The 24,039-nt window shown below is 43.1% G+C and carries 22 protein-coding genes and 1 pseudogene; 11 read left to right on the forward strand and 12 right to left on the reverse strand.

Annotation, left to right across the window (positions count from 1 at the left end; genetic code table 11):
- Window positions 1-105: 105 nt before the first annotated feature.
- From ACMHLI_RS22240 to ACMHLI_RS22255, 4 genes are all read right to left on the reverse strand, one after another.
- Window positions 106-3,189 (reverse strand): efflux RND transporter permease subunit, encoded by a 3,084-nt coding sequence (locus tag ACMHLI_RS22240; protein ID WP_413531349.1) that lies wholly within the window; start codon window positions 3,187-3,189, stop codon window positions 106-108.
- On the reverse strand, window positions 3,186-4,325 hold the full coding sequence (locus ACMHLI_RS22245) for an efflux RND transporter periplasmic adaptor subunit (protein ID WP_413531350.1): 1,140 nt from the start codon (window positions 4,323-4,325) through the stop codon (window positions 3,186-3,188). The genes ACMHLI_RS22240 and ACMHLI_RS22245 overlap by 4 nt, the downstream gene beginning before the upstream one ends.
- A 109-nt stretch (window positions 4,326-4,434) precedes the next feature.
- A complete protein-coding gene (locus ACMHLI_RS22250; protein WP_413531351.1) occupies window positions 4,435-5,604 on the reverse strand; it encodes a sensor histidine kinase in 1,170 nt (389 codons plus the stop codon).
- The gene (locus ACMHLI_RS22255; RefSeq protein WP_413531370.1) at window positions 5,601-6,308 is read right to left on the reverse strand and encodes a response regulator; all 708 of its coding nucleotides are present in this window, start codon (window positions 6,306-6,308) and stop codon (window positions 5,601-5,603) included. Before ACMHLI_RS22255 ends, ACMHLI_RS22250 begins: the two co-directional genes overlap by 4 nt.
- 124 nt (window positions 6,309-6,432) lie before the next feature.
- Here ACMHLI_RS22255 and ACMHLI_RS22260 point away from each other — a divergent pair, with 124 nt between their 5' ends.
- Genes ACMHLI_RS22260 through ACMHLI_RS22270 form a run of 3 tightly spaced genes read left to right on the forward strand, consistent with a single transcriptional unit; the run spans window position 6,433 to window position 8,593 of the window.
- Window positions 6,433-7,221, forward strand: coding sequence for a MipA/OmpV family protein (locus ACMHLI_RS22260; protein WP_413531352.1), 789 nt, complete (start codon window positions 6,433-6,435; stop codon window positions 7,219-7,221).
- A 34-nt stretch (window positions 7,222-7,255) separates the two neighbouring features.
- The gene (locus tag ACMHLI_RS22265; RefSeq protein ID WP_413531353.1) at window positions 7,256-8,143 is read left to right on the forward strand and encodes an ATP-grasp fold amidoligase family protein; all 888 of its coding nucleotides are present in this window, start codon (window positions 7,256-7,258) and stop codon (window positions 8,141-8,143) included.
- 39 nt (window positions 8,144-8,182) lie between these two features.
- Complete coding sequence (locus tag ACMHLI_RS22270) at window positions 8,183-8,593, forward strand: helix-turn-helix domain-containing protein (protein WP_413531354.1); 411 nt, start codon at window positions 8,183-8,185, stop codon at window positions 8,591-8,593.
- Window positions 8,594-8,746: 153 nt separating this feature from the next.
- On the opposite strand, the gene ACMHLI_RS22275 is transcribed toward ACMHLI_RS22270, so the two are convergent.
- Window positions 8,747-9,637: a GNAT family N-acetyltransferase gene (locus ACMHLI_RS22275; protein WP_413531355.1), complete on the reverse strand. Its 891-nt coding sequence runs from the start codon at window positions 9,635-9,637 to the stop codon at window positions 8,747-8,749.
- Between the two features lie 317 nt (window positions 9,638-9,954).
- On the opposite strand from ACMHLI_RS22275, the pseudogene ACMHLI_RS22280 reads away from it, so the two are divergent.
- Window positions 9,955-10,308 (forward strand): annotated as a pseudogene (locus ACMHLI_RS22280) (DMT family transporter); the annotation flags it as partial.
- A gap of 6 nt (window positions 10,309-10,314) precedes the next feature.
- Window positions 10,315-10,860: a TetR/AcrR family transcriptional regulator gene (locus ACMHLI_RS22285; protein WP_413531356.1), complete on the forward strand. Its 546-nt coding sequence runs from the start codon at window positions 10,315-10,317 to the stop codon at window positions 10,858-10,860.
- A gap of 417 nt (window positions 10,861-11,277) precedes the next feature.
- Here ACMHLI_RS22285 and ACMHLI_RS22290 read toward each other — a convergent pair whose 3' ends face one another.
- Window positions 11,278-11,649: a VOC family protein gene (locus ACMHLI_RS22290; RefSeq protein WP_413531357.1), complete on the reverse strand. Its 372-nt coding sequence runs from the start codon at window positions 11,647-11,649 to the stop codon at window positions 11,278-11,280.
- Window positions 11,650-11,898: 249 nt separating this feature from the next.
- Here ACMHLI_RS22290 and umuC point away from each other — a divergent pair, with 249 nt between their 5' ends.
- Window positions 11,899-13,080: a translesion error-prone DNA polymerase V subunit UmuC gene (gene umuC / locus ACMHLI_RS22295; protein WP_413531358.1), complete on the forward strand. Its 1,182-nt coding sequence runs from the start codon at window positions 11,899-11,901 to the stop codon at window positions 13,078-13,080.
- Between the two features lie 363 nt (window positions 13,081-13,443).
- On the opposite strand, the gene ACMHLI_RS22300 is transcribed toward umuC, so the two are convergent.
- The 3 genes from ACMHLI_RS22300 to ACMHLI_RS22310 all read right to left on the reverse strand — a co-directional run bounded on the left by ACMHLI_RS22300 (window position 13,444) and on the right by ACMHLI_RS22310 (window position 18,175).
- On the reverse strand, window positions 13,444-14,808 hold the full coding sequence (locus ACMHLI_RS22300; RefSeq protein WP_413531359.1) for a hypothetical protein: 1,365 nt from the start codon (window positions 14,806-14,808) through the stop codon (window positions 13,444-13,446).
- Between the two features lie 464 nt (window positions 14,809-15,272).
- A complete protein-coding gene (locus ACMHLI_RS22305; RefSeq protein WP_413531360.1) occupies window positions 15,273-16,733 on the reverse strand; it encodes an FRG domain-containing protein in 1,461 nt (486 codons plus the stop codon).
- An 83-nt stretch (window positions 16,734-16,816) separates the two neighbouring features.
- Window positions 16,817-18,175 (reverse strand): RES domain-containing protein, encoded by a 1,359-nt coding sequence (locus ACMHLI_RS22310; RefSeq protein ID WP_413531361.1) that lies wholly within the window; start codon window positions 18,173-18,175, stop codon window positions 16,817-16,819.
- Window positions 18,176-18,547: 372 nt separating this feature from the next.
- Between ACMHLI_RS22310 and ACMHLI_RS22315 the strand changes: the two genes are divergently transcribed.
- Together ACMHLI_RS22315 and ACMHLI_RS22320 are read left to right on the forward strand one after the other, a co-directional pair.
- Entirely contained in the window at window positions 18,548-18,679 is a 132-nt protein-coding gene (locus ACMHLI_RS22315; protein ID WP_413531362.1) for a hypothetical protein, read from the forward strand.
- Window positions 18,680-18,708: 29 nt separating this feature from the next.
- Window positions 18,709-19,482: a tyrosine-type recombinase/integrase gene (locus ACMHLI_RS22320; protein ID WP_413531363.1), complete on the forward strand. Its 774-nt coding sequence runs from the start codon at window positions 18,709-18,711 to the stop codon at window positions 19,480-19,482.
- Between the two features lie 104 nt (window positions 19,483-19,586).
- On the opposite strand, the gene ACMHLI_RS22325 is transcribed toward ACMHLI_RS22320, so the two are convergent.
- The 3 genes from ACMHLI_RS22325 to ACMHLI_RS22335 all read right to left on the reverse strand — a co-directional run bounded on the left by ACMHLI_RS22325 (window position 19,587) and on the right by ACMHLI_RS22335 (window position 21,946).
- Window positions 19,587-20,519, reverse strand: a complete 933-nt coding sequence (locus ACMHLI_RS22325) for a hypothetical protein (protein WP_413531364.1) — start codon at window positions 20,517-20,519, stop codon at window positions 19,587-19,589.
- A gap of 572 nt (window positions 20,520-21,091) precedes the next feature.
- Entirely contained in the window at window positions 21,092-21,514 is a 423-nt protein-coding gene (locus ACMHLI_RS22330) for an H-NS histone family protein (RefSeq protein WP_119823616.1), read from the reverse strand.
- 3 nt (window positions 21,515-21,517) lie between these two features.
- Complete coding sequence (locus ACMHLI_RS22335; protein ID WP_119823618.1) at window positions 21,518-21,946, reverse strand: hypothetical protein; 429 nt, start codon at window positions 21,944-21,946, stop codon at window positions 21,518-21,520.
- A 132-nt stretch (window positions 21,947-22,078) separates the two neighbouring features.
- On the opposite strand from ACMHLI_RS22335, the gene ACMHLI_RS22340 reads away from it, so the two are divergent.
- From ACMHLI_RS22340 to ACMHLI_RS22350, 3 genes are all read left to right on the forward strand, one after another.
- Window positions 22,079-22,777 carry a transglycosylase SLT domain-containing protein gene (locus ACMHLI_RS22340; protein ID WP_413531365.1) on the forward strand — a complete coding sequence of 233 codons (699 nt, stop codon included), beginning with the start codon at window positions 22,079-22,081 and terminating at the stop codon, window positions 22,775-22,777.
- Between the two features lie 364 nt (window positions 22,778-23,141).
- Complete coding sequence (locus ACMHLI_RS22345; protein ID WP_119823622.1) at window positions 23,142-23,435, forward strand: hypothetical protein; 294 nt, start codon at window positions 23,142-23,144, stop codon at window positions 23,433-23,435.
- Window positions 23,435-23,962 carry a restriction endonuclease gene (locus ACMHLI_RS22350; RefSeq protein ID WP_119823624.1) on the forward strand — a complete coding sequence of 176 codons (528 nt, stop codon included), beginning with the start codon at window positions 23,435-23,437 and terminating at the stop codon, window positions 23,960-23,962. The genes ACMHLI_RS22345 and ACMHLI_RS22350 overlap by 1 nt, the downstream gene beginning before the upstream one ends.
- Window positions 23,963-24,039 lie beyond the last annotated feature (77 nt).

The following is a 24,039-nucleotide window of genomic DNA, read 5'->3' on the forward strand; positions in this document are numbered from 1 at the left end:
ATTCAGCAACTCCTCACCCCAGCAATAAATTAAGAACCTAACTGGGGTGAGGAAAACTCGGAAGTTACTCCATAACCGCCACACCCATTGCCACGTTAAAGATGCTTATGACATTTCTTTGTCCTGAGCATTTTTCCAGCGTTCCGCGGCTTGCATTACCAGGCTCATAGCTGCGGGAAGAACTGTTAATGTAATAAGCGTTGCGATAATAAGCCCCCCTATAATCGCGAGGGCCATAGGTCCCCAGAATACCTGATGGGAAATAGGGAGCATGCCCAGAATCGCTGCACAGGCAGTGAGTACAATGGGGCGAGCTCTATGCTCGGCGGCTGCAACAATCGCGTCGTCGTTAGCCATTCCGTCACCGGCATTCACATCAACCTCATGGATCAGGATCACTGCGTTACGGATAATCATTCCCGCCAGCGCGATCACACCCAGCAGGGCTACAAATCCCATAGGCGTTGCGGTAGGTAACATCGTCAGAACGATGCCAATTAAACCGAACGGAGCCATCAGTAAAGCGAGGAAAATGCGCGAAAAGCGCTGCAGCTGCACCATCAGGAGGATCAACATTGCAAATAGTGTCAGTGGTAACATGGCATAGACAGATTTATTTCCTTTGGCAGACTCTGCAACTGAACCGCCTTCCTCTATAAGATAATCAGGAGGCAGTGAGGCCTGCAAACGGGAAATGACTGGCGAAAGTTGTTGCGACAGCATTTCCGCTCTCATGCCAGGTGCAAAATCGGTTTGTACCGTGATAAAAGGCAGCGTCTGACGACGCCAGATAACTGGATCATCCACGCGCCACTGTGGTTTAGCAATCTGGCCTAAAGGGATTTTCTGCCCTCCTGACGTTGTCAACATTATGTGTGAAATAGTATCAACATCCTGACGCTCTGCGTCATTTGCACGCATAACGATATTAACTAATCGATTATGATCACGAACTGTGGTGACAGTCGTGCCGGAATATAAAGTATTAAGAGTATCGGCAAGACTTTCAGAGGACACACCCACTGCCCGTGCTGCTGTCTGGTTAACCGCCATTGATATTGCACGCTCCGGTTCTCCAGCAGTCAGATTGACTTGTCGTGTTCCCGGATTGTCCCCCAATTTTGCCGCCAGCTCCTGTGCAATCATTTGCACTTTCTCATAGTCAGGGCCACTTACACGGTACTTCAGTGGCCAACCGACGGGCGGACCTAATTCCAGCGGTGATACGCGGGTAGTAATGTCGCTAAAATCCAGCGCCAATACCTTATCAAGTTCATTTTTTAACTGATCGCGTGCTTCAAGATCTTTTGCAACTACTACCAGCTGTGCTGTGTTTTCATTGTCAGTCAGAATATCTAACGGCAGGTAAAAACGTATTGCCCCTCCCCCGACATAGCTGGAGAAGTGATCAACATTTTTATTACCCCGAATGATACTTTCAACCCTCTGTGTTTGACGCAACGTCTCTGTTTGCGAAGCATTTGCGGGGAGGGTTAGGCTAACAAGAAGCTCTGGGCGGTCCGATGCAGGGAAAAACTCGCCTTGCATAAAGGTTGTGGCATACATCGCGAGTGCAAGCATCACGGATGCACTGCCCAATGTTATGAGGCGGTTTCTCAGCGCTAAATGCAAGATCCGGCGGTAAAAACGCTTCACTCTTCCAGGTTCACTGTGTTTGACCTTATGTTTGTCTGACAATAACCAGGTTCCCATGAGTGGTGAGAATAATATAGCCACAACCCATGAACTGAGCAGCGAAATCAGAACGACAGCAAACAGAGAATAACAGTATTCACCGGCGCTTGAAGCCGCAAACCCGACGGGTATGAATCCTGCAATCATGACCAGCGTGCCTGTAAGCATAGGGAAGGCTGTAGTTTCAAAAGCATAGGTGGCAGCTTGCCATCGTGTATCTCCAGCCTCCAGCCGCGAGACCATGGCTTCGACGGTGATCATGGCATCATCCACCAATAATCCGAGGGCAATAATCAAGGCTCCAAGGGATATACGCTGCAGGCCAATATCAGCAATCGTCATGCCTACGAATGTCATCGCCAGTACCAAAGGGATTGCTGCGGCAACAACCAGGCCCGCGCGCGCGCCTAGTGACACAAATGAGACAGCCAATACAATCGCGACAGCCTCCATCAATACCTTCAGAAATCCGCTGACAGCATCCTGGACAACCGCGGACTGATCGGCCACTTTAGTCATCTCAATACCGTAAGGGAGCTGGTTTTGAATGGTGTTCATCTGCTGATTAATCGACTTACCAAAGGCAAGCATATTTCCGGTTGATGCCATAGAAATAGCTAAACCAATCGCGGGTTGGCCATTTACCCGAAAAGCCAGGGCTGGCGGTATCTGTCCTTCTCTGCTTATTGTGGCAATATCGGTCAGCGGAATATAGCGATCCGAAATATGCAGTGTGATCTCTTGCAATGTCTGTTCTGAACTGAGAGCACCGCTGACCCTGAATGAAATATTTTCTTTATCACTGCGTAAAGTACCGGTTGGTATGACTGCATTTTGTGCTTTCAACGCATCGGTCACTTGTTGCAGATCAATGCCCATACCAGCCATCTTGCGCGGTGAAAAAGCAATGACAATCTCTTCTTCTTGAACACCGAGCAAGTTTATCTTGCCAATATCAGGCAGCGACATCAGGCTGCGGCGAATATTTTCAACCCGGTCGCGTAATTCGCGCGCGGTAAAACCTTCAGCAGTAAAACCATAGATCGTGCCAAAAGTATCGGCAAACTCATCATTCACAGTCACGCCCTGTGCCCCTTGGGGCAGCGAAGGGGTAATATCCTGCATCTTTTTACGTACCTGATACCAGATATCCGCAACAGAGTTGGGAGGTGTATCATCCCGAAGGTTGACCATTATTACCGACAGCCCAGCCCGAGTTTCGCTTTGTACATAGTCAAGATAGGGGATCTCCTGAAGTTTCTTCTCTAAAGGATCCGTGAGCAGGTTGACGGTGTCGTGAACATTTGCACCCGGCCACTGGGCAGAAACGACGGCTGTTTTTATCGTAAAAGCCGGGTCCTCATTGCGCGGAAGATTTTCATAACTCATCACCCCTGCGGCCATAATGAGCAACATGAAAAAGATCATCATTTGCTGATGCTTTAGGGCCCACCCGGATAAGTTAAAAGTTTGTTTCAGTGAGGGATGGCTCATTTATCCTGCTCCTTAAAGACCACTTTTTCACCCTGGCGTAATTTACTGACACCCGCAGTGACGACAGCATCACCGGTGTGAATACCCGAGGTGACAAAAATGTTTGCTGTAGTGAATTTAGTGAGCTCAACCTCGCGCAATTGCAGGCGTTGCTGTTTTTTATCCACAACAAATACAGCAGGCTTGCCTGCACTCCGTGTCAATGCGGAAGCGGGTAATACAATCATCTCTTGGTCAGATTGCTTCCATATTCCCTGCACGCTGGCACCAAGAGACAGTGCATCAGGTGGATTGCTCAGAGTGAGGCGAACTCTCCAGGTTCGGGTTTGAGGATCTGCCTGAGGACTGATATCACGAAGGCGCCCTGATGCTTGTACTGTAGGATCGGAGAGTAATGACACCGCGACCGGCGTCGCCCCTAACTTTGCAATGAGTTGTGGTGTAGGTACGTTAAATACAGCGTCACGCACGTTGCTGACGGCAAGAGTCAGCACCGTTTCACCCGTGCCTAATACTTGTCCCGCAGAAGCATTCACGCTGGTGATGATGCCGTCATCAGGTGCAATGAGGTGCGTCCATGCCAAACTTTCCCGGGCATTTTTCAGGCTGGCCTCACTGCTCTGACGACGTGAAAGGGCAGCTTGCCAGTCTGATTGGGCTGTATCAAACTGGGCGCGCGAAATGGCTCCCTTCGGCATGAGGATCCTCATCCTGTTCAGATTTATCGCCGCCACTCTTTCTGCTGCTCGTGCGCTGTCCAGATCGGCACGAGCGCTGTTAAGCTGATTTTGGGAAGTCTCACTTTCCTGAATTGCCAGTATTTGACCTGCTTTGACGCGGTCCCCTACGTCAACACTGCGGCTAAGTAATCTTCCTCCCACTCGAAAGCTCAGCACAACTTCATCATGAGAGCGGATTTCGCCCGTTTGGACATACTGATTGCCGGAATTTGAGGCTTGTGCAATAACATACTTCACAGGTCGTGCGGAGGGGGGGGAATTGTTTTGATCATGGCATGCGACCAGTGTAATCATGACCGGCACAAGCAGTAAAAATGGCCAAAGGGTGCGCCATCTGTGTGTGGCCATCAGATGGTGCATTGCCTGTTTGGCGTAATCGGTGAAAGTTTCTGTCATGACATTAATCCTGAGCGAATAAATGTCTATTGAACCGAGGTTATGTCCAGATTCCCTGTATATTTCATCAAGAGATAATCAAGAGGGTATAAACTTTTAATTAATCTCTTCACTTGTTAGGTAAGAATATCAAAATCAACAGACCGCCTCCGTCAGGAAGCACCGCACTGATTGTACCTCCGTGTGCCACACAAATACCGCGAGCAATCGAAAGACCAAGTCCGCTGCCACCGGAGTGGCGCGCTCTGGAGGAATCAGCCCGTGTAAATCGTTCAAACATCGTTGGAAGAAAGTCCAGCGGGACCCCCGGCCCGTTATCGCGAAAAGCAATGGTCAGCCCCCCTTCACTCTTTTGTAGCGAGATATTCAGATCTTTGCTCTCTGAGGCGTACCGCAATGCGTTCTCCATCAGGATCGTGAAAACCTGACTTAGGCGGAAGGCGTCACCTATATACCAACATGGCAGAACCGGAGACACTGAAATTGACATGCCCGCCGCCTCTGCCTGAGGTTTCAACCAGCCAGCCCGCTCAAGTAGTAATTCAGTAAGATTCATCTTTTTTTTGTTTAAGGTCAGTTGCCCTGCGTTTGCCAGTGATGAAAGGTGCAATTCATCAGTTAAACGACTAAGGTGCTGAAGTTGTTTCATGACCATATTTAGTTGACGAGCATCTGGAACAAAAACACCATCTAGCATCCCCTGCAACCGTCCGATAGCCGCCGTCAAAGGTGACCGGATTTCGTGTGCCATGGCCACATGCGACGCTCGGAGCTCTCGATCGTAACGTTCAAGCTGCTTTGTCATCGCATTAAAATCCTCTGTAAGGTGGACGAGTTCCGCCGGTACTTTTTTAACTATGCTGGCACGCGTACCAAACTCTCCACGAGCTACCGACCTGGCAGCTCTTGCCAGACGGCTAACCTGTGCCGAAAGAGGGCGCGCAGAACGTAATCCCAATACGACAATAAAGGGAATAACAGTCAGAACCATGACGCCAACCATAATCCAGTCAGATGAAGCTATTGTCGGATCGGCGTAACTTACTCCCCAGCCCTCATCCACAATTTGATGAAAGCGTGCCAGATTAAGTTCGGGCTGTTCGCGCAGCAGTGTAAATTCCTCCCTCACCGCTGGTGACATTTGGTGAATTATCCAAATGTTCTGTATGAAATAACGTAGCCACATGCAAAGGGCGATAACAATGACCGACCCTATAGCTAACGTCAGCACTCGGACACAAATCCAACGCCAAAGTGATTGATGCTCTTGTTTTATCATGGTTGTCTAAACCGGTAGCCGATACTGCGCACGTTAATCATCACACCATAAATACCAACGCTTTCAAGCTTCTTCCGAATATTATAGACGTGTGTGTCTACCACACGTTCGAGTGCATCGCTTTCTGGAAGGCATGATTCAAGAAGATATTGCCGTGTAAAAGGACGTGTCGGGGCACGCATCATGAGAATCAGGAGAGAGAATTCTGTCGGCGTAAATTCAATAACCCTCTGGTCACCTTCATTATCCGTCACCTTTGCACACCGCGACTCAGGATTGACCTCAAGACCCTGCCAGCGGAGTAATATATCGGTCTGCATGTTGTGCAGGTTATGGGGGTGGGCTCGCCGCAATACAGCGTGTACGCGCGCCACGACTTCGCTAGGGTTGTAGGGTTTCACCACATAATCATCTGCACCATAGCGCAGGGCGCCGATGCGGTCGGCGGTATCCCCCATGGCAGTCACCATAATGACTGGTATATCGCTTGTACGCCTAAGTGCTGAGAGGACTTCGGTTCCGTTCATGCCAGGTAGCATTACGTCCAGAAGGATCAGGTGGGGCTTCCACTTGTGTAAAATGTCTAACCCTTCCTGGCCGTCGCCGGCGATGACTACCTCAAATTTATCTCTTTCAAGGTAGGCCTTCAAGACATCAGCCGCATCAGCATCATCTTCAATTATAATTACTCGTTTTGTTTGCATTTTTCCAACCTTGACAGTTTCTTCATACATTCCCGGCAGTTTATTGACACTTCGTCTTCATACTGATTGTTCAAGACATGTCATAAATCCCTCCGGGTTAAAAAAGAGATAATAAGGACGTACTATGTTAACCAGAAAAATGCTGCTGAATACAACATGCTTTGCTGTCGCCTGTTTCATGACCTCTGTGATGGCTGACGAATTGAACGATCAACAACCCAGCCTTACAGTGGGCATTGGAGTACAAAATGCTCCTAAGTACAGTGGTTCAGATGATAGTCGCATCCAGTTTGCACCCGTGGTTCAGGCCAGAAATGGGGCGTTCTTCTTTGATTCGCTCAAAGGGGTTGGTTATGACCTACAAAACAGTAAGGGATTATATCTCGAACATACAATCGGATATGGCCTTGGCCGTAAAGACCGGGATTCCTCTTGGCGTGAGGGCTCAGACAAATTAAAAGGTATGGGTAATATCAAAGCGACAATTAATACATCAGTCGCGGTGGGCTGGTATGCATCCAGCTGGTTTTCACTGGAAGGTAAAGCAATTTTGCCACTCACTGATAGCCAGGGAGCGCAATACCAAACGTCGGTAACCTTACTTCCCTGGCAAGACGATAAAGACACTGTTTCATTACAATCAGCGGCATTATTCGGCGATGCTCGCTACATGGAAACGATGTACGGTGTGAATGACAAACAAAGTGAGGCCAGTGGCTATGCCAGCTATCAGGCCTCTGGTGGGTTTTATGGCGTTAAAACTGACCTTACGTGGAGTCATCAGTTTTCATCAAACTGGTCCACGGCAGTTAGCGGTGGTTATACGTGGCTGGGCGACCACGCCGCAGACAGCCCGATTGTACAGCGCCGTAATCAGACAACCGTCTCTGCGGGTGTTTTATATACATTCTAGCCATATCTAACTCGCCGATTAAAGTGAGGGACAGATGAAAAAGATGACCTACTTTTTAAAGTCTATCGAATATAAATTAAAATTCCTAAGAACCTTTTTTATAAATGATGTCTATTATCGTAAGAAGAAACACCTACAGGAGTTTGGCGAAACGCCTAATTTCAAAATCCCAAAAAGTCTTAATGAAAAAATAATTCACAGAATGATTTACGATAAAAACCCTTTATTTACACAGTTAGCTGATAAAGTCTCTGTGAGGGATTATGTCAAAGATAAAATTGGGGATTCATATCTCATCCCCCTTTTAGGTGTTTTCGATAGCGCAGAAGAAATTGATTTCAACATGCTCCCAGAGAGATTTGTCATCAAATGCAATCATGACAGCAACAGCAGTATAATTTGCACGGATAAAATATTTTTTAATGAGGATGAGGCAAGGCGAAAGCTGTCATTCTGTCTTTCGAGGAATATGTATTATAATACTCGAGAATGGCATTATAAAAACATAACTCCAAGAATCATCTGTGAAAACTACATTGATGTTTTTTTAGGTAAAGATAGGGCATACATTCCCGAGTGCTTCAGGATACATTGTTTTGCAGGTAAGGCACATATTACGGAGGCCGATTTTACAGACAATAATAAAAATGAATATGTTAATGTGTATGATAAAATGTGGATGCTACTCCCTCTCACTATGGGCTATGAGAATAACTCTCATAATATCCCGGAGCCTTTGTCATACAAAACCATGATTGTATTGGCTGAGAAGTTGTCCGCAGATATTGACTACTGCCGCGTGGACTTCCTTTTAAGCGGAGAGGACGTCTATTTTAGTGAAATAACACTTACGCCTTGTAATGGCCGCATGCATATTAAACCTGAATCTTGGAACTATCTCTTAGGAGAGTTATGGACATAATAATCCACAAAAAATGTTGATGATAGGAGGGGCATAAACATGACTAATAATGAGAAATTTCAGTTATCAATAATAGAAGGTATTTTAACATGGTTGGATAATAATGTTACAGAATGCATAAGCATCCAACATGTATCAAAGTATTCTGGATATTCACAATGGCATCTGCAAAGAATTTTCAAGAAATATACCGGTGTATCGCTTGGCTGTTATGTTAAGAAAAAACAAATGTATTTTGCTGCATTAGATATCCTTGAAACAGATATGGATATTTTACAAGTTGCCATGAAGTACGGTTACGAGTCTCAACAAACCTTCACTCGCGCCTTCAAAGCAAACTTCCTTATTAATCCAGGTCGACTCAGACGACTGGCGTTACATGAAAAAAAAGATTTTAGAAAAAAAATCAGCAGGTACCCTACTGCTTTTTTATCATATAAATATGAATAAAGGGTAACTTATTATCCTTAAAGTATCGGAATTATTTCCTGCATCTTTACTCAGGTGGTAATAGTGAGTGATTATATCCTGTGGGTAGGGAGATAATCACTGGGCTGAAATTATAAAATGAATCATTAGATTTTGTATAAGATAGTTATTTACTCAAAAATATATAACTTTACCCAATGGCACTGCATCACACCAAAGAAGCTTATACTCCCAGTTTTTTTGGTACAATCCAAGGGTGAAAATGCACTCTTTCGATAATGTTCTACTCATTTCCTTAGCAGCATTGATATTTAGCCACATCAAAACACTCCCTGGACTCAGATAATTATATTCGGGGTCAACGCCGCCATTCGGGACGTCAAAGTAGAACCAATTCTGACATTCAGCTTTAATTATAAGATCGAAGGCGCATGGTATAGAATCTTTAATGAAAAGAATATGTCCAAAAATCATGTGCTTGAAGTGTGTCATCAAGTCAAGAAGACTTTCTCTTGTGTAACATCTAACAGTTTCGCCAAATCTCTTTTTGAAAAGCGTAATATAAATGGTAGTCAACTCTTCTGGACTGAATTCTTCCACGCTCCTCACCGTTCCCCCGGCAGCGATAAACTTATTCATCTGATTCCTTCTGTTTTTGGTTGTTTTTTTCGAAAAGGAATCTTTAACGACGCATAATTTATTCTTGCTAAGGAGATTATAAGAAGTGTTCAGCACATTTCTTTTGTTACGCATAGACAATCGGTTAGTATGTAAGGGGAGGAAGCTTTTTACCTCTCGACTTAAAGGTATAAGGACTTCATCATAGGTGATTGGGAATTTTCTCCAAACATCCAAGCCTATTTTCCCCTTATCATTTATATAACAGGCACCAACAATGACACCTCTTATTTCTAAGTGATAGAAAGTACCTTTACAATCGTAGTTTTTAATCATGTGCTCGATCAACGATGGATGCGTATTGATGCCCCCACCGTAGGTTGAGTAAGCTATTTTATAGATATCAAAATTGGATTCCACCCAACCTACTAAATTTTTCTTAAACATATTCCCCTCAATATTACAATTGCAATATCTAGCATAGATTGCTTATACTTTCTAAATTTACACCAAAATCATCAAGGTTATATTTAGGAATTATCAAGATTTGAGTAAGAGCAATGAATCATTGATTTGCGCCGGTGCATTATCTCCTGGCTCAATGTCGATGGTTGACTAAGAAAGGTTATCGGGGAGAGCCTCATTGGTACATGAGTGCACTATGAGCATGCAAGTTTCATGTGTACAAATTATTATAATCGTGATGATTAATTAATTAGGTATTTACATACCTACCGGTAGGTATGTAAAATTGGTTTTTCTCAAAAAAAGGTCTTAAAATGCAATCATTACTCTCCTATCTTGCCCTTGCAGGGGCAATCATTTCAGAGGTATGCGGAACCATGTTTCTCGGGAAATCAGAGCACTTCACGAAACTTTTTCCTTCGTTGATTTGCGTAACATCTTATGCATTGTCTTTCTATCTACTAGCTCAGGCATTGAGAACAGTCCCACTTTCTGTTGCCTATGCTTCATGGGGCGGCCTGGGGATCGTGCTAACGGCTGCACTCAGCGTAGTTTTTTTAAAACAAAGACTGGATTTGATGGCGGTTATTGGCATCAGCTTGATTGTAGCAGGCGTGGTTGTGGTCAACGGTTTTTCAAAAATGGGGCATTAATGTAACATGGCTTCTCACCAAACAAGAAAGCCAGAACATCTTAGGAGCATGCTGCTTTCTAGTGCTATAAGGCTTACTGCAAAGAACGGAGTCGCAGGAATAAGTTTAAGTCATGTCGCTGAGGCTGCGGGTGTCACGAAAGGAGGATTATTTCACCATTTTCCTAATAAAAATGCCCTGATGAAGGAGGTGTTTGATCTGTTATTACTATCATTTGAACGTGAAGTTGATAAACATATCGACGAAGATTCTTTGGTATATGGTTGCTTCACTCGCGCCTATATTAGGGCGGTATTTTCTGAAGCTGGCGGGTCGACACCATGGAAGGCTTTGTCATTCACAATATTTACTGATAGTTCTTTTTCTAAAAAATGGGAACATTGGCTTTCAAAAAAATTAGGTCTACATGGCCAAACAGATAACTCTGACGAACTGGAGATAATCAGACTTGCTGTTGATGGGGTTTGGTATGCTTCGCTATTTTCTAGCGAGAAAAATAAGAAAAGATTTATAATTCTAGAAGAGAAGCTCATTCAAAGGACCTGGCGTTGATTTTTTTAAGAAAAAGAATGTAGTCATGGCAGTTCAAATCATTTAACTATGAACTTCGGATAAATTCTTGACCTTATGTAGCCACGTTTATCATTGAAGTTATTTTTTATGGACATTTATTATCTGTTGCTTGAACTCAGTTCTATTCATCAGAACTGCCACTATTAGTTAATACCCGATAATGGCAAATTTTGGGAAAAAACAGCCAAGTGTATGGGGCGTATTCTGCCATGAAGGAGCAGCAGACATAGTACTAAGAAGAGATTCGTTCAACAGGTACCTGACGCAATTAAATCTGATTTGCACACCTGGGCAAAAGAATGAATAAGAGTTTGCCACCCTATTCGCAAAAATGCTCCGCCTCGCATGTCGGTCGCCATTTGTAGGCGACCGGTTCGAGTATAAAACTGATCTTAATTATTTCACCAGAATCTGCCCCACATCGATACGATTTCCATCCGGATCAGCGAAAACAAATGCCCGAATACCATAATCTTTATCTTGTATGCCTTTAACAATCTTGGCACCAATTTCCTGACAAAGAGTATATAAGGCATTTGCATCATCAACAAGAAGATGAGCGATAGGATAGGAAGCAGCTTTGTGCTGTGGCTGGAGAGTCAAATGTAGTTCAGCCTCTTCACGCTTTATTATCATAAAGCCCACAGGATCTCCATTTTCAAATACATCTTTGAAATTCAGTCCATTGATATAAAACTCTTTGGAAATCATGATGTTTTTAACAGGTAACACGGTTGCTATACGACCAAATGTGACAAGATGCTGCATGATCAACCTCGTGATTGTTAATCAATAGCATAGCGATGGGCGGTGCCGTAGCTAAGCGACTGGGCGGTGCCAGATAATATAATAGTTTTTGCCAGTGTGAAATTGGAACTTTTGAGGTGCTGTGACAGGGCCTTATGTACTAACGCGCCGTTATGTAATCAACGGGGAGCAGGTCAGGCCACCGATACAAAAAATAATAAAAGTTAGTAGTTAAATACTCCTTAAAATCATTAGTTTATTAATAACTAATTGTTAGTTTCATTCAGATACAACGACGGCGCGATTGTTGCCCTCAACAAAGAAGCCAAAAAGCTCGGTATTAAACGCTTTGCCCCTTACTTCCAGGCTAAGGAAATCATCAAAAACAACCAGGTATCCTGCTTCAGCTCTAACTACGCACTGTACGGCGATATGAGTGCCAGAATAATGACAATTTTAGAGTCATTGGCTCCCGAGATAACGCCATATTCGATCGACGAGGCTTTTTTGACTGTGACTGGCATCGATTCCTGCGAGTCCTTCCTAACTTTTGGCCAGCGCGTCCGAGAAACGGTGCTAAAACAAACGGGACTGACCTGTGGGATCGGCATTGCGCAAACTCATACACTTGCGAAGCTGGCAAATCACGCAGCAAAAACCTGGCCGGCAACCGGAGGTGTCGTAGATTTGAGTGACCGTGAACGTCAGAGAAAGCTGATGGCACTTTTACCGGTAGGAGAAACATGGGGCATTGGCCGAAAACTGACGGAGAAGCTTAATACGATGGGCATAAAGACTGTGCTACAGCTGGCCGATGCAAACCTACACCTGATGAAACGGATGTTTGGCGTAGTCGTAGAAAGGACGATTCGAGAACTTAACGGCACCTCCTGCATTTCGGTGGAAGAACTACCGGCCAAACAGCAGATTATCTGTAGTCGCAGCTTCGGTGAACGCATCACGCAGCTCGAAGATATGAGACAAGCCGTTTGTCAGTACGCTGAACGTGCCGCTGAGAAACTCCGCCAAGAAAGGCAATACTGCCGGCACGTCAGCGTATTCGTTCGTACCAGCCCCTACGCCGACGAACCGTACTACGGTAACAATGCTAATCAGATACTGATGCTGGCCACGCAGGACACACGGGATATAGTTGCAGCAGCGATGAAAGCACTGGAACAAATCTGGCAGGATGGTTATCGCTATCAGAAGGCAGGAATTGTGCTGAACGACTTTTGCAATCGGCCAGGTCAAATCGACATGTTTGACGAAACTCCCCCGCGAGTAAACAGCAAGCAGCTGATGCACATTGTTGATCACATCAACCAATCAGGGCTTGGGAAGGTATGGTTTGCTGGGCAGGGGATCGATAAGAGTTGGAAAATGAAAAGAGAAATGCTATCGCCGGCCTATACAACGCGGTGGAGTGATATTCCCAAGGCCAGACTTTGATGAACATCCGACTTTAATGGGATAAGAGTAGAGCGGTAACCGGCCCCCCAAGGACAGTCCCGCCTTCCCCTGTAACAGACGTGCAGGCATCTGAAACGCATGGATTATAGCGCAGTGTATGCGGAATTAAAGCTTAGCCGCGGTACAGATAATCACTCCACTTTAAAAAAAGAATACAAAAATATGGTGTGATTTCAGGTGTTAGATACAGGAAATCTGGTGTGGATTCAGTTAGGGCCGATCGTCTGGACGATAAGATATTATTGATGTAGAACCTTGCTATGCGAAAAGAGATATTAGTTAACCGCAATCTCTTAATCGTATATTAAGGTTCAATTGTCTTAAGTTTTTTCTTATCAAATTTTACATACAGGCATCTGTAAACCGGTCAACCCATCTTTGGCCTTGATGTAGATCTTCAAATATAGAGTTTAAATCCACATTGCATAAGGAGTTATTAGGCCCAGATAAAAAATTTGTTTCTTCCGAATCACCTAAAAGAATAGGTGGAATATTTAATTTTTCAAAATCAATCAGACTGCTATTGGCCTTATCAAGTATTTTAAAATTATCTAATCCCGCTAAAGCTATAATTTTTATAGAGGGGATTTGGCTGAAAGTTAGAGAGTTTGAAACTGTTTCAATTTCTAACGTTATAAAATCGTTCAGTTCCTTAGGGTTTACCCCTAATTCACAAAACGCATCACTTATGGTTTCAAGAGATATTTCATCAGCATTTATTTTTTTTAATGCTCTACATATAACATAAAAAAGTATGCCAAGATCTCTGTATTTAATGCCGCGTTTTATTCTAACAACATGCTCTTGCTCTTTTGTTACATTAAAAAGTTTCAGGAAATCACATTTTGTATAGATACTATCAAAGGCATCGATTGGAGTATTTAATACAGCCCTGGAAAGCAGTGATGAAGCTTGAAATATTTGTTCAATATCCTGGATATTAAACCATAGAGAAATAAAATGAGCGCAGACGGAATACTCAGTCATATTCTTGTTAAATAGATATTTCTTCATTTCATCATTATATCTTTGAAACTCTACTTTAAAAACATCTGTATTACAGAGCATTGACATTAAAGATATTTTGTGAAGAATTTCCTGAGACATAGCAGAGCATTCAAGCAATGAGAGAATGGAAATAGGGGATCGTACTAATGGTAACTCATTTTCGTTAAGGAATGTCATAAACAAAATTGGTATTTCAGTGATATGTCCAGAACTTGAGAATCTGTGCCCCAAAGTTTGTTGTACCAACCACTTTCCCTTTGCATCATTACTCTCATGTATCTCGGTGTAATAGTTTGGTAGTTTAATTGAACGGATGAAATCGTGAAACTCTTTTGCAAAGTAAAAATATTCTTCCGTATTAAAATCAAACCTTTTATTATCTACTGAATATGCTTGAGACATTAACTCTAAATATCTAAACCCCCACAAAGTAGAAGTACAATCTAAAAAATGCGTATACTCATGACAAGCATAAACAGTTATATTTGAAATACTTTCATAAACTACAAGTGGTACAGGAACACCTGTATTTTGGTGCTCTTTAAGAATGTTTATATTTTTATCTAACTCTATGATGTGTTTATTTTCAAAGGACTCTAGAGTCACAATTGTTGTGTGAAAGTCATAATTACCGATTACATTATTCTTTGCTAAAATGTTCTTACGACTTTTCCTTAACTTTGACAATAATGATTCCACAATCTAGTCCTCTGATTAATTTTACACTGAATTCTCAAGATTATATTTGAACATTATCCTTTAGTCCAAGGGAGCATACTTGATTGGATAATTATTTTGGGAACCCCACGTTAGATATCTTCGACAGCTAACAGGACTCTTTACTGGCGAAAATTAGAAGAAACACTTAGCATTTATTTTAATTTATATATCAATGACTTAGGTCGCATAACGTTCATTATGTTAAATTGGGGACTCATAAATGAATTTATACGTGGCCGTCTTACCTCCGCGAACAAGGCAGTAATGATTCCCGTTACTGCCTTGTCTGCACTAATGATATCAATTAATAGGTGCCTTTAAGTTCTCGGTGAACCAAGTATAGTACCGCTGACACCTGTATGAACTGAGGTGTACTGAACGTATCGAAGCGTTTTCTTGCTCCGTGTAATATTTTCATGTTATTAATTATGACCGTACATTGCCTATCTCTTATGGTACTTATTCTTGATGTCCTCAGCCGAATTTTCTAGCCCTGGGTAGATAGTGCTGGCGTGAATATTCAAAATCTTCAACTTCTTTAATATTTCCTTCTTATTTCTAATCGTCACGCGGGTTATAGATATGTCATCGTCTCCTGTTTCCTGCAATGCTGCATCCAAGCCAAACAGTAAAAACGCACCTGACTGAGATGAAATCCTGGTATTAGATATTCTGCCACGAACGAATATAACCCGACTCAGATCATAGGGATTTATAATGTCTTTGAAATAAGGTTTCTCATCTTTTATTGAATGTAAAAGATGACCGCATATATTTCTAATGTTAAAATTTAGCATGGCTTTCGTTCTAGATTCGACAAGACGAAAGTCATTGTAGTCATCATTCGGGTCGTCGAATCCAATTGGCAACTCATTTCCGCTCCGAATTGCATTTTCTATATCATTAGCTAATTCCTCCTTCTGCGGATCGTCCAGCTTGCATAAGTTGGCAATACAGCTTACGGTGTCAGAATCGAAGAACTTAACCGAAGTTTTTTTAGTTTTAAGAATAATGACTTCTCCATCAATTTTTTCATGATTCTCACAGGCAAAATACAATGCAACAAGGGGGTTGTAGGTCAGATCCAACAAGCGTGTCGGTAAACCAAAATGCTGCATCCGAACCAGTTTATCTAACATGTATTTATCAGATGCAAACTCACCTGGTTGCACCGTCAGCATTTCACTAATCATTTCTTTTTCATTAAAATAATGAGTGTAATTACCTGAAGCTTTATCCTTCCTCAAAATAGATGGTTCAAGCAAATATTTTTGATCAGAATGCCCCCGATAGAATATTTCAAATTCATTATCAGGCTCATCCTCAAGAATAAAATCTAAATACTCCTGAAGGCTTTCTATGCTCTTATTTCTTTGCTGGAATGCTCCGATCGCACCCAGTTTCGTTTGAGTTATCACTACGTCCAAAGGTATTACTATAGGTGAAGTTAATCCCTTGTTGATCTTTTTAATTGCATCACTTACATTCCCATCTTTTATTGCCCAATGAGATCTATTGCTAACAGAAGTTGTAACGTCAGGTTCTAATGCCCTTCTAATTAAACCTGTATTGCTAACTTCAATATTCCCGAAGTCATGTAGTAAGGTGAATTCATAGTGGATAAATTTATTCTCTAACTTTAAACGATTAATTAACCCGACTCTAATATCAATGTAGTATAGGCGGCCCCCATTATTTGTGAGCTTAGCATATACTTTACTTACGAATAGAACCGTTGTTCCTGCCAGATACATTAAAGTTGAGTCTGTGACCGGCCTTAATCTTTCCGCTAATCTTGAAGGCGTTGACTCCAAAAAACGTGAGAGTGGATAATTAGAACTCGCTTCATCTCCCTCTTTCACATTCCATAATGGATTATGGTTTTCTTTGATTATATTATACACAACGAACTCCTTATATATGTTGCACATATTCCGTTACGGGACTGCCCGTCACATGAGATGAGATGATTATTTCCAACTAGAATTCAAAAATCATGCTGGTCTTTCTCTTTTGAGGCTATAGATGCACCTTGAATGATCCTGGTTTCATCAGTCTGGTAGTAAACACCTTTAACCTTATAAAATCTCATGCTGTCAGACATAAGTTCTAGGGTTGGACCATCATTTGTCAGAAATGACATAAAATGATCATCGTTATTTCTTTTGCCATCTTCAATTAATCGGATGCTTGGGTGGAACATATAGATGTCATCCTCCACATTTTCATATAGTTCGACGCGATATTTTCTCCGTGAATCTTTTGCATATTCAACGCTTGAGGATTTATTGAACAGGACTACGTTATAATCGTCATCACCTGTCGTTTTCCCTTCTTCCACCTGTGTAGATTTGAAACTTATTCCATCAAGGTTGTATTGGGTTGAAACGCTGAGGTATTCCGCGATTACCTGTGTCGTTAGATATTCATTATCCTGATTTTTTCCGAATACAGGTAACGTTAGTTTTCTCGAAAATGTTTTTAGAAATGCTGTTCGTTCCTGCGCTATATGTGTTTTTGAGTCAAATATACTGCCTGTAGTGGTTTTCAATGAGTTCAACGCCGAAACGTTAAATATCCTTAGTGGTCGAAGCAATGAAAATGGAGCAACCACAACATAGCTACCCACAGGCGGCCTAACTTCAGCAATAGCAATATGCGCGGATGTAGCCCCGTAAAACACTGATATGCCAGAGGCGTTCATACGTCCAGAACGTGCTAATTCGGAAGGTGGCGGACCAAAATTCCTTTCTGGATGTTGCAGTGCACTCTCAACATCTCCGTAGTTCTCAAAAGTCCTGGCTCTGTATAACAAAGAAGTGCTTGGCAATAGTGTTATGGGAGATGTTTTTTCCTCAGTTATATATTTATCAATATCTGAAAAAAGAGAATCCAAAAAATCCATAACGGAAGTATTAAAAAAACGAGCCTCTTTCTTTAGAGAATCCTTAACCTTTTGCCATGAATAATCCAGTCCCCCCGATGTATGTTCTCGCTTTCTATATTCATAGTCATCGTTATATATTTCATTGTCGTACTCGTTATTTTCGTCACATAAAATTAAGTTAATATCATCAGCAACCTCTTCATCAACTCCCAACTCTTCTGCTATGATTTCTTGTGATGTGCTCCCGGTGCTAATTCCGTAATCATAATTGTACATATATCTTTCATAATGATTTTCAAACACAGAATGCATCATTTCAGCGATATCTCTCAACGCCACATTTTTTCGAAACTTATTGCAATATGAGCATTTCGTTTCAGCATTGCCTTTTTCTTTAATGTGATTTTTAACATATTCTTCTTCGATGCACTGGTGGCAAATTACTTTTTCATCGTCCATATATTGGCCTGAATTCCTGTTGGCTTGAATAACTCCTAATGTCCTGCAAAGTCATGCTGATTTCAATGATTGTCGGTTGAAAATGTACAAGGTGCGTTTCAAGGACTGGTCCCCTTAATGTTGGCCCTCCCTGTTGCATACACCGTTCCTTCACTTGCGGCAAAACGGGTAAAGATCCGCAAACGCCGCACCCCGTCATTTTCCCCTATATAGTACCCCTATGATTTTATACTCGCTATATGTGGGATTTGTGCGCCCTGCCCGTCGATTTTGACAAAAAAAGTCTGCGGCAAAACGACATATAGAAAGAAACTTCCGCACAATGGAGTACAATTTAGGGTAATTATGACGGCGGGATCCTCTGGCATAATAATGGCGGATCGGTCATGCCGTGCGGCGTATAACCAGTACGTTCGTCGGGTGGCCGTGGTGAACCCGCCGGTGAAAGTTGCGCATGCGCAAAAATGTCTTCGCCGGCGTCAGCAAAATGACAACGCTACGTGAAATCTGAGAAAGTTTTGTGAGGCAATGCTGTGGATTTTAAAAATCCCGACGACGTGAAAATACTCCCTCCCGCCATGCTGATGCCCGTCGGTGGGCCGGACTGGGCGCGGGTTTTTGCAATGCGGCAACTGGCCATGTCCACGCCCAACGCGCCGGCGTATTTGCTCGCCCCGGAGGTTGCCGTACTGCTGAGCTATCTCCCCGACCTGCGTCAGCGCACTTTCTTTGAAACCATGTGGAATACCGGGGCCAGGCCCAACGAGGCGCTGGCCCTCACGCCGGCTTCACTGTTGTTCAAACAGGCGATGCCCGCCATTAAATTGCCCACGCTGAAGCAGCGAACGCGCGGTCGCGGTCGGCCAAAAGAGTCTGAATTGCCGGTAAGAGACGTGCCGGTGTGGGATGCCACCTATCGTGAAAGAATGACCTCACTGGTCGCGACGCTGAAGATAAGAGTGGATGAACCCCTGTGGCCGGTGTCGCCGGATACCATATCGCGGTGGTTGAAGCGCGCTATAGATGCCGCAAAGCGTGACGGTGTCACGTTTTCTATCACGCCGATCATCCCCAAATCCTTCCGGCACTCTTTTGCGATGCACATTTTGTTCAACCGCATACACCCCAAAGTCCTGCAAACGCTGATGGGCCATAAGTCCTTCAAGTCCACCGAGGTGTATACCAAGCTGTTCCTGTTCGATGTCGCTGGCCAACACCAGGTAAATTTCGGGTACGACGTTGAGCAGGCAAAGCTGGCGATGATGCAGGCGGGAAATCTACCCCGCCAGATCTCGGGCCATTTCTGATGTTGTCGCGCAAAGGCTATGCGTTATAGCACTTTCGTAAACCGCCAAACTTCGGGCTAGCTCACTGTAATAAAAAGGGCAGTCATATTATTGACCGCCCTTTTTTACTGCTTTTGTTTGACCCTGTTACCTAAAGTGACATAGCGTTCAGAGCGTTTTCTCAATTGCCTGAGCCGGTTCGGCAGGTCTTTGTGAACGAAATCTTCAGGCAGTTCAAAATCGTCAAAGTGGACAACCAGATACTCATGCACTTTCTCAAGAATGGGCAACAGAGAAACATTGTGTTTGACGTCGCGGAGCTCGGTCTGGAGACGAAGATAGTTTTCGTCCCAGGCTAAAGCATAGAGATTCATAAAATGGTCTCTTGCCTCCCTGAAGGGACGCTGGTCGAACATTTCCAGGATAAAGAAGAAGCACGGTATTTTTAATGCATTGATCCTTGCCAGTTCAACGTCTCGCCGCCGCCGCAAAATTTTCAAATTGGCAAAACGTGATTTTATGCAGGCAATAGGGTTAAGCACCCTCACCTTCTCATGCTTCACCGGTTCGTCAGTATCACCCAGGGCGATTAAAAACGGTTCTGTATTTAACAAGAGTTTTTTATCGCTGAAGTCACCCAATTCAAAACCGGCTGGCCAGTCAATCACATCAACGGTGTTGGCCATTTCAGGATCTTCCGGGTCAGAAAAATATCTGCCATCAACCTGCTTAATCTCTTTCGTCTTGCTGTCTATCAGCAAGAACCGGGCGACCGAGGGTGGATTGCCTTTATCGTTTAATGAAACATCAACGTGTAAGGCATGTGCAATGGCATTTACATCATGTTTGTTTGCTGAATAATCTACGTCGATGGAGGTTACCAGTCGCTCATCCGGCAACTCTTCACCATACTGGTCATGGAAATAGGAAACCCAATATTGTACCGCCTGACCGCCGACAGTGATCACGGCGTCACGCAGCTGGTCACCGCTAGCGATGAGCTGAGTATTCAGGAGATAGGCTTGTTCGAATGGGGGAATTGCTTCGTTTTCAGACATAAAAAAACCATCATTGAATGATGGTTCATTTTGCCGCAGTCTTCCTAATCAAGCAAAGCTAACTGGCTGCTTGGACGAGAATTTTGAAGAGACGCTGTAGCGTGATTTCGGCGCAGGTTTGTACTCACGATCACCGCGTAGAACTTCTTTTGCCACTCTGTCATAGCGGGCATGTTGTTCTGACTTAACGATTGATGGAGACATTTGACGTTACCTGAGTACAAACATTTTTGTTGGGTTGCATCAAATATACGCTGCCAATCTACCGCTTGCAATTACTTCTAAGTGTTAGCAACACCCGGCTAGCATTTGCTTCCTTCAATGCTATGACTTACTTCATATTTTCATCAGGGTATGAATTCAATTCTTTTGTCCCATTAAGTATAAAAATGAGAGAGAAGAACGGAGCCGGCAGATACCTTACTTGCAAGCAACCTGGAAGAAAGAACTAACAGGAGCAATAGTTAGGGAAGGTCAGAATGAAAAAACCCGCCAGAGATAGCGGGGAAAGGTTTGTGAAGGCAACTTAACCAGCCAAAAGGCCGAGTTCCAAAACAAAAATTTAGAATTTTTTAATCGTTGGAGATTTCGTAGTTTTTTAAACCTTCTTCACCTTCTTTTTCAACGATATCTTTCAATTTGCGCGGGTACTTACCCACTCCCTTGTAAGAGATAAGCTCACCCTTGATTCGGTAGTGACGAACCCTGCCAATGGAAGGCCGTTTAAGTGGGCGCCCATTGTTGAGCAGTTCATCGGGTTCAATCCCATCCTTCTTCAATAGTGAAAGATGCTCATCGATCATCTTCTGCCTGGCTCTTTGTTCTGCCTCTAACGCCATCTCTTCATCTTCACGTTGTTCCAGAACGCGACGACTGTCAGCATTGAGAATACGAAGAAGTTGAATGGGCATCGCCCTAAACACCTTGTTACGGCGGGTCAGATTATTGAGAAATGCAACAACGTCAGAAACTGGCATAGAAGAGTTTTTTGACATGGGTTATTCCAGTGCAGTCAGTTTATAAGGAATAAATTCATCATTATCAAGGACAAAATATTCGAGTTCAGTTGGGCGATATTCCTTTTTACGCACTGGACTAAACCACAGGTATCCCCTCTTTAGGCCTTCACCATCAATATTGACGATCAAGCTAAACGGCTCTTCACCGGCACCCGTCTTTTCACGGGCGAAAAGAGGTGAGTATAAACCTGACAATTCAATGATCTTTTCTTGATTCTGTATAAGATTTCGCTTAGCTCGATAAATTGCCGAAGACTTCATATCGGTGATTTCAGTGGCTTTAACTTTATGTACTACATGCTTAATCAATGCATTAATTAATGCAGATTTACTGTTACTCATGCGCGACATGGTTTGCTCTATGCGCTCAATTAACCTATTGGTTTCTCGTCCAAATTTTTCACACATAGAACATTTTTCCTGGTTTCGATTAATCGATCATTGCACAAATAGTCGATTATCACAATCAACCTTTTGTTGTAATATAACAGTTATATGATACATTTTTGTATCACATCAAATAAACCGAGGTTTCCACAATTGAATCCAAAAAAAATGTCATCCGCAATTTTACTTTCATTGTGTTGCTGCTCAGTTTTCGCTCAATCGACTTCAACAAAATCTCAGGTTCAAACAACAGATATCATAGTTGCCGAATCCAATGACACTATGGCAGATCCCGTATTTTCACGGCTGCTGCATCAGGAAAGCAGAGGTAGGCAGTTTGGCGCAAATGGAAAGCCGCTAACTTCGCCCAAGGGGGCTGTAGGTGTAGCCCAAGTCATGCCGTCAACCGCTCCTGAAGCCGCTCGTATGGCAGGGATTGAGTGGAACGAATGGCGTTACCGGAATGATGCGACTTACAACACTCGCTTAGGGCGGGCATATTATGAAACCCAGTTAGAGAAATATAACGGCAACCATGTTTTGGCCCTAGCTGCCTATAACGCAGGACCAAAACGAGTAGATAATTGGGTTCAGCGCTACGGGGACCCACGCAAAGGTGAGATAAGTAACTCAGCCTTTACTCAGCTGATTCCTATCTATGAGACGCAACAGTATGTCACGGCCATATTAGGTGGCGTTCCCGATAACAGCGGATTCAAGTCTTCAGTGAAGGCTAAAAACTCCGATATTGTAAAGCGATATGAATTCCGTGATACCCATCCTGGGTTCGCTTTTAACATCGCAGTTAATCGCCCTTTCAATGCCAACACCAAACTTGTGGGAGGACTGTAATGGGATTCTGCGCTGCTTTAATTTCATCCCTGCTAGCCTCTTCTTACTACTTGATACTGTATTTAAAACCATCGCTTTTGTCTTACAACGAGCAAACAGCAGGTGTTTTAATTGCTTTTTTTTGCCTGCATATTTCACTTCGGAGAGCTTTTACAAACCATACTGCGCATGTTTTTACTTTGTTCTTATGTGCATTCCTATTTACGTTATATCGATCATTCAACGATGGCGTTCCGTTCTTGATCGCACTGATGGTTACGCACAGCCTGTTATGCATCCTTGTGTTGTTAACCGTCCCAGTTAGAACAGAAGAAAATGTGCATGCGCAAAATGATGCTGTCGATTCAAATGAAGACGAAAACGCATGAGTGGAAAACTACTGGGTGCCGGGTTGATATTTTTAGCCCTCATTGGTGGCTGTCTGTTATGGCTTTTATCCAGAAAAGGTCTCAACCACAAGGAATCTGGCACACCAAGAAGATATAGGCTTCAGCATGAATACGATAAAAAAGGGTTCACTGAAAAAGGGCAAAACGAAGGAATACAAGACGTTCCTAAAATGTCCAAATCCAAACCTGTAGAAAGCTATCAAAATGACTCTTTTTTTAATGGTCAATCTAATGGCATCGATAATTCCTCTCCTGGAGATAAATTCTAATGAATCGAAACCTGCTATTACTAGGGTTAATGGTAGTTTTATTTGTCATCTACCCATTGTTTTTCAAGAAGAAAAACAAGCACAGTAAAAAACGAGAGTCAGCCGAAAAAGTACTTAAAAAGTTGCAAACTTTCGAACATCCTGCCCAAAAACTTGCATATTTAAAGAAAATAGACCCATTTACATTCGAAGAACTTATTCTCACGGCTTTGCAAAGAAAGGGAATTGTTATTAAGCGAAATGACCGCTATACCGGGGATGGAGGGATTGACGGCCGATTTCAACATGATGGCAGCATGTGGCTGATTCAGGCAAAACGATACAACGACCGCGTAAGGCTGGAACATCTGAAAGCATTTTCTGCCTTATTGGTTGAAAACCAATGTAATGGGATTTTTGTCCATACGGCTACCACTCCAAAATCAGTAAGAGAAGCATCAAACCGCATACCTGGCTGTCAGTTAGAAATTATTAGTGGTGACAGACTTCTCGCTCTTTTTAATAGCAATATCAAAAACACATTTTAATAATCTTCTCGAGGTTCTCGATGAAAGTTCTTTGATATTTGAGGTAGGGCCGTGCGGATAACAACACGCCCTACCAA

This window comes from Rahnella inusitata (assembly GCF_965118895.1).
Taxonomy (GTDB): Bacteria; Pseudomonadota; Gammaproteobacteria; order Enterobacterales; family Enterobacteriaceae; genus Rahnella; species Rahnella inusitata_A.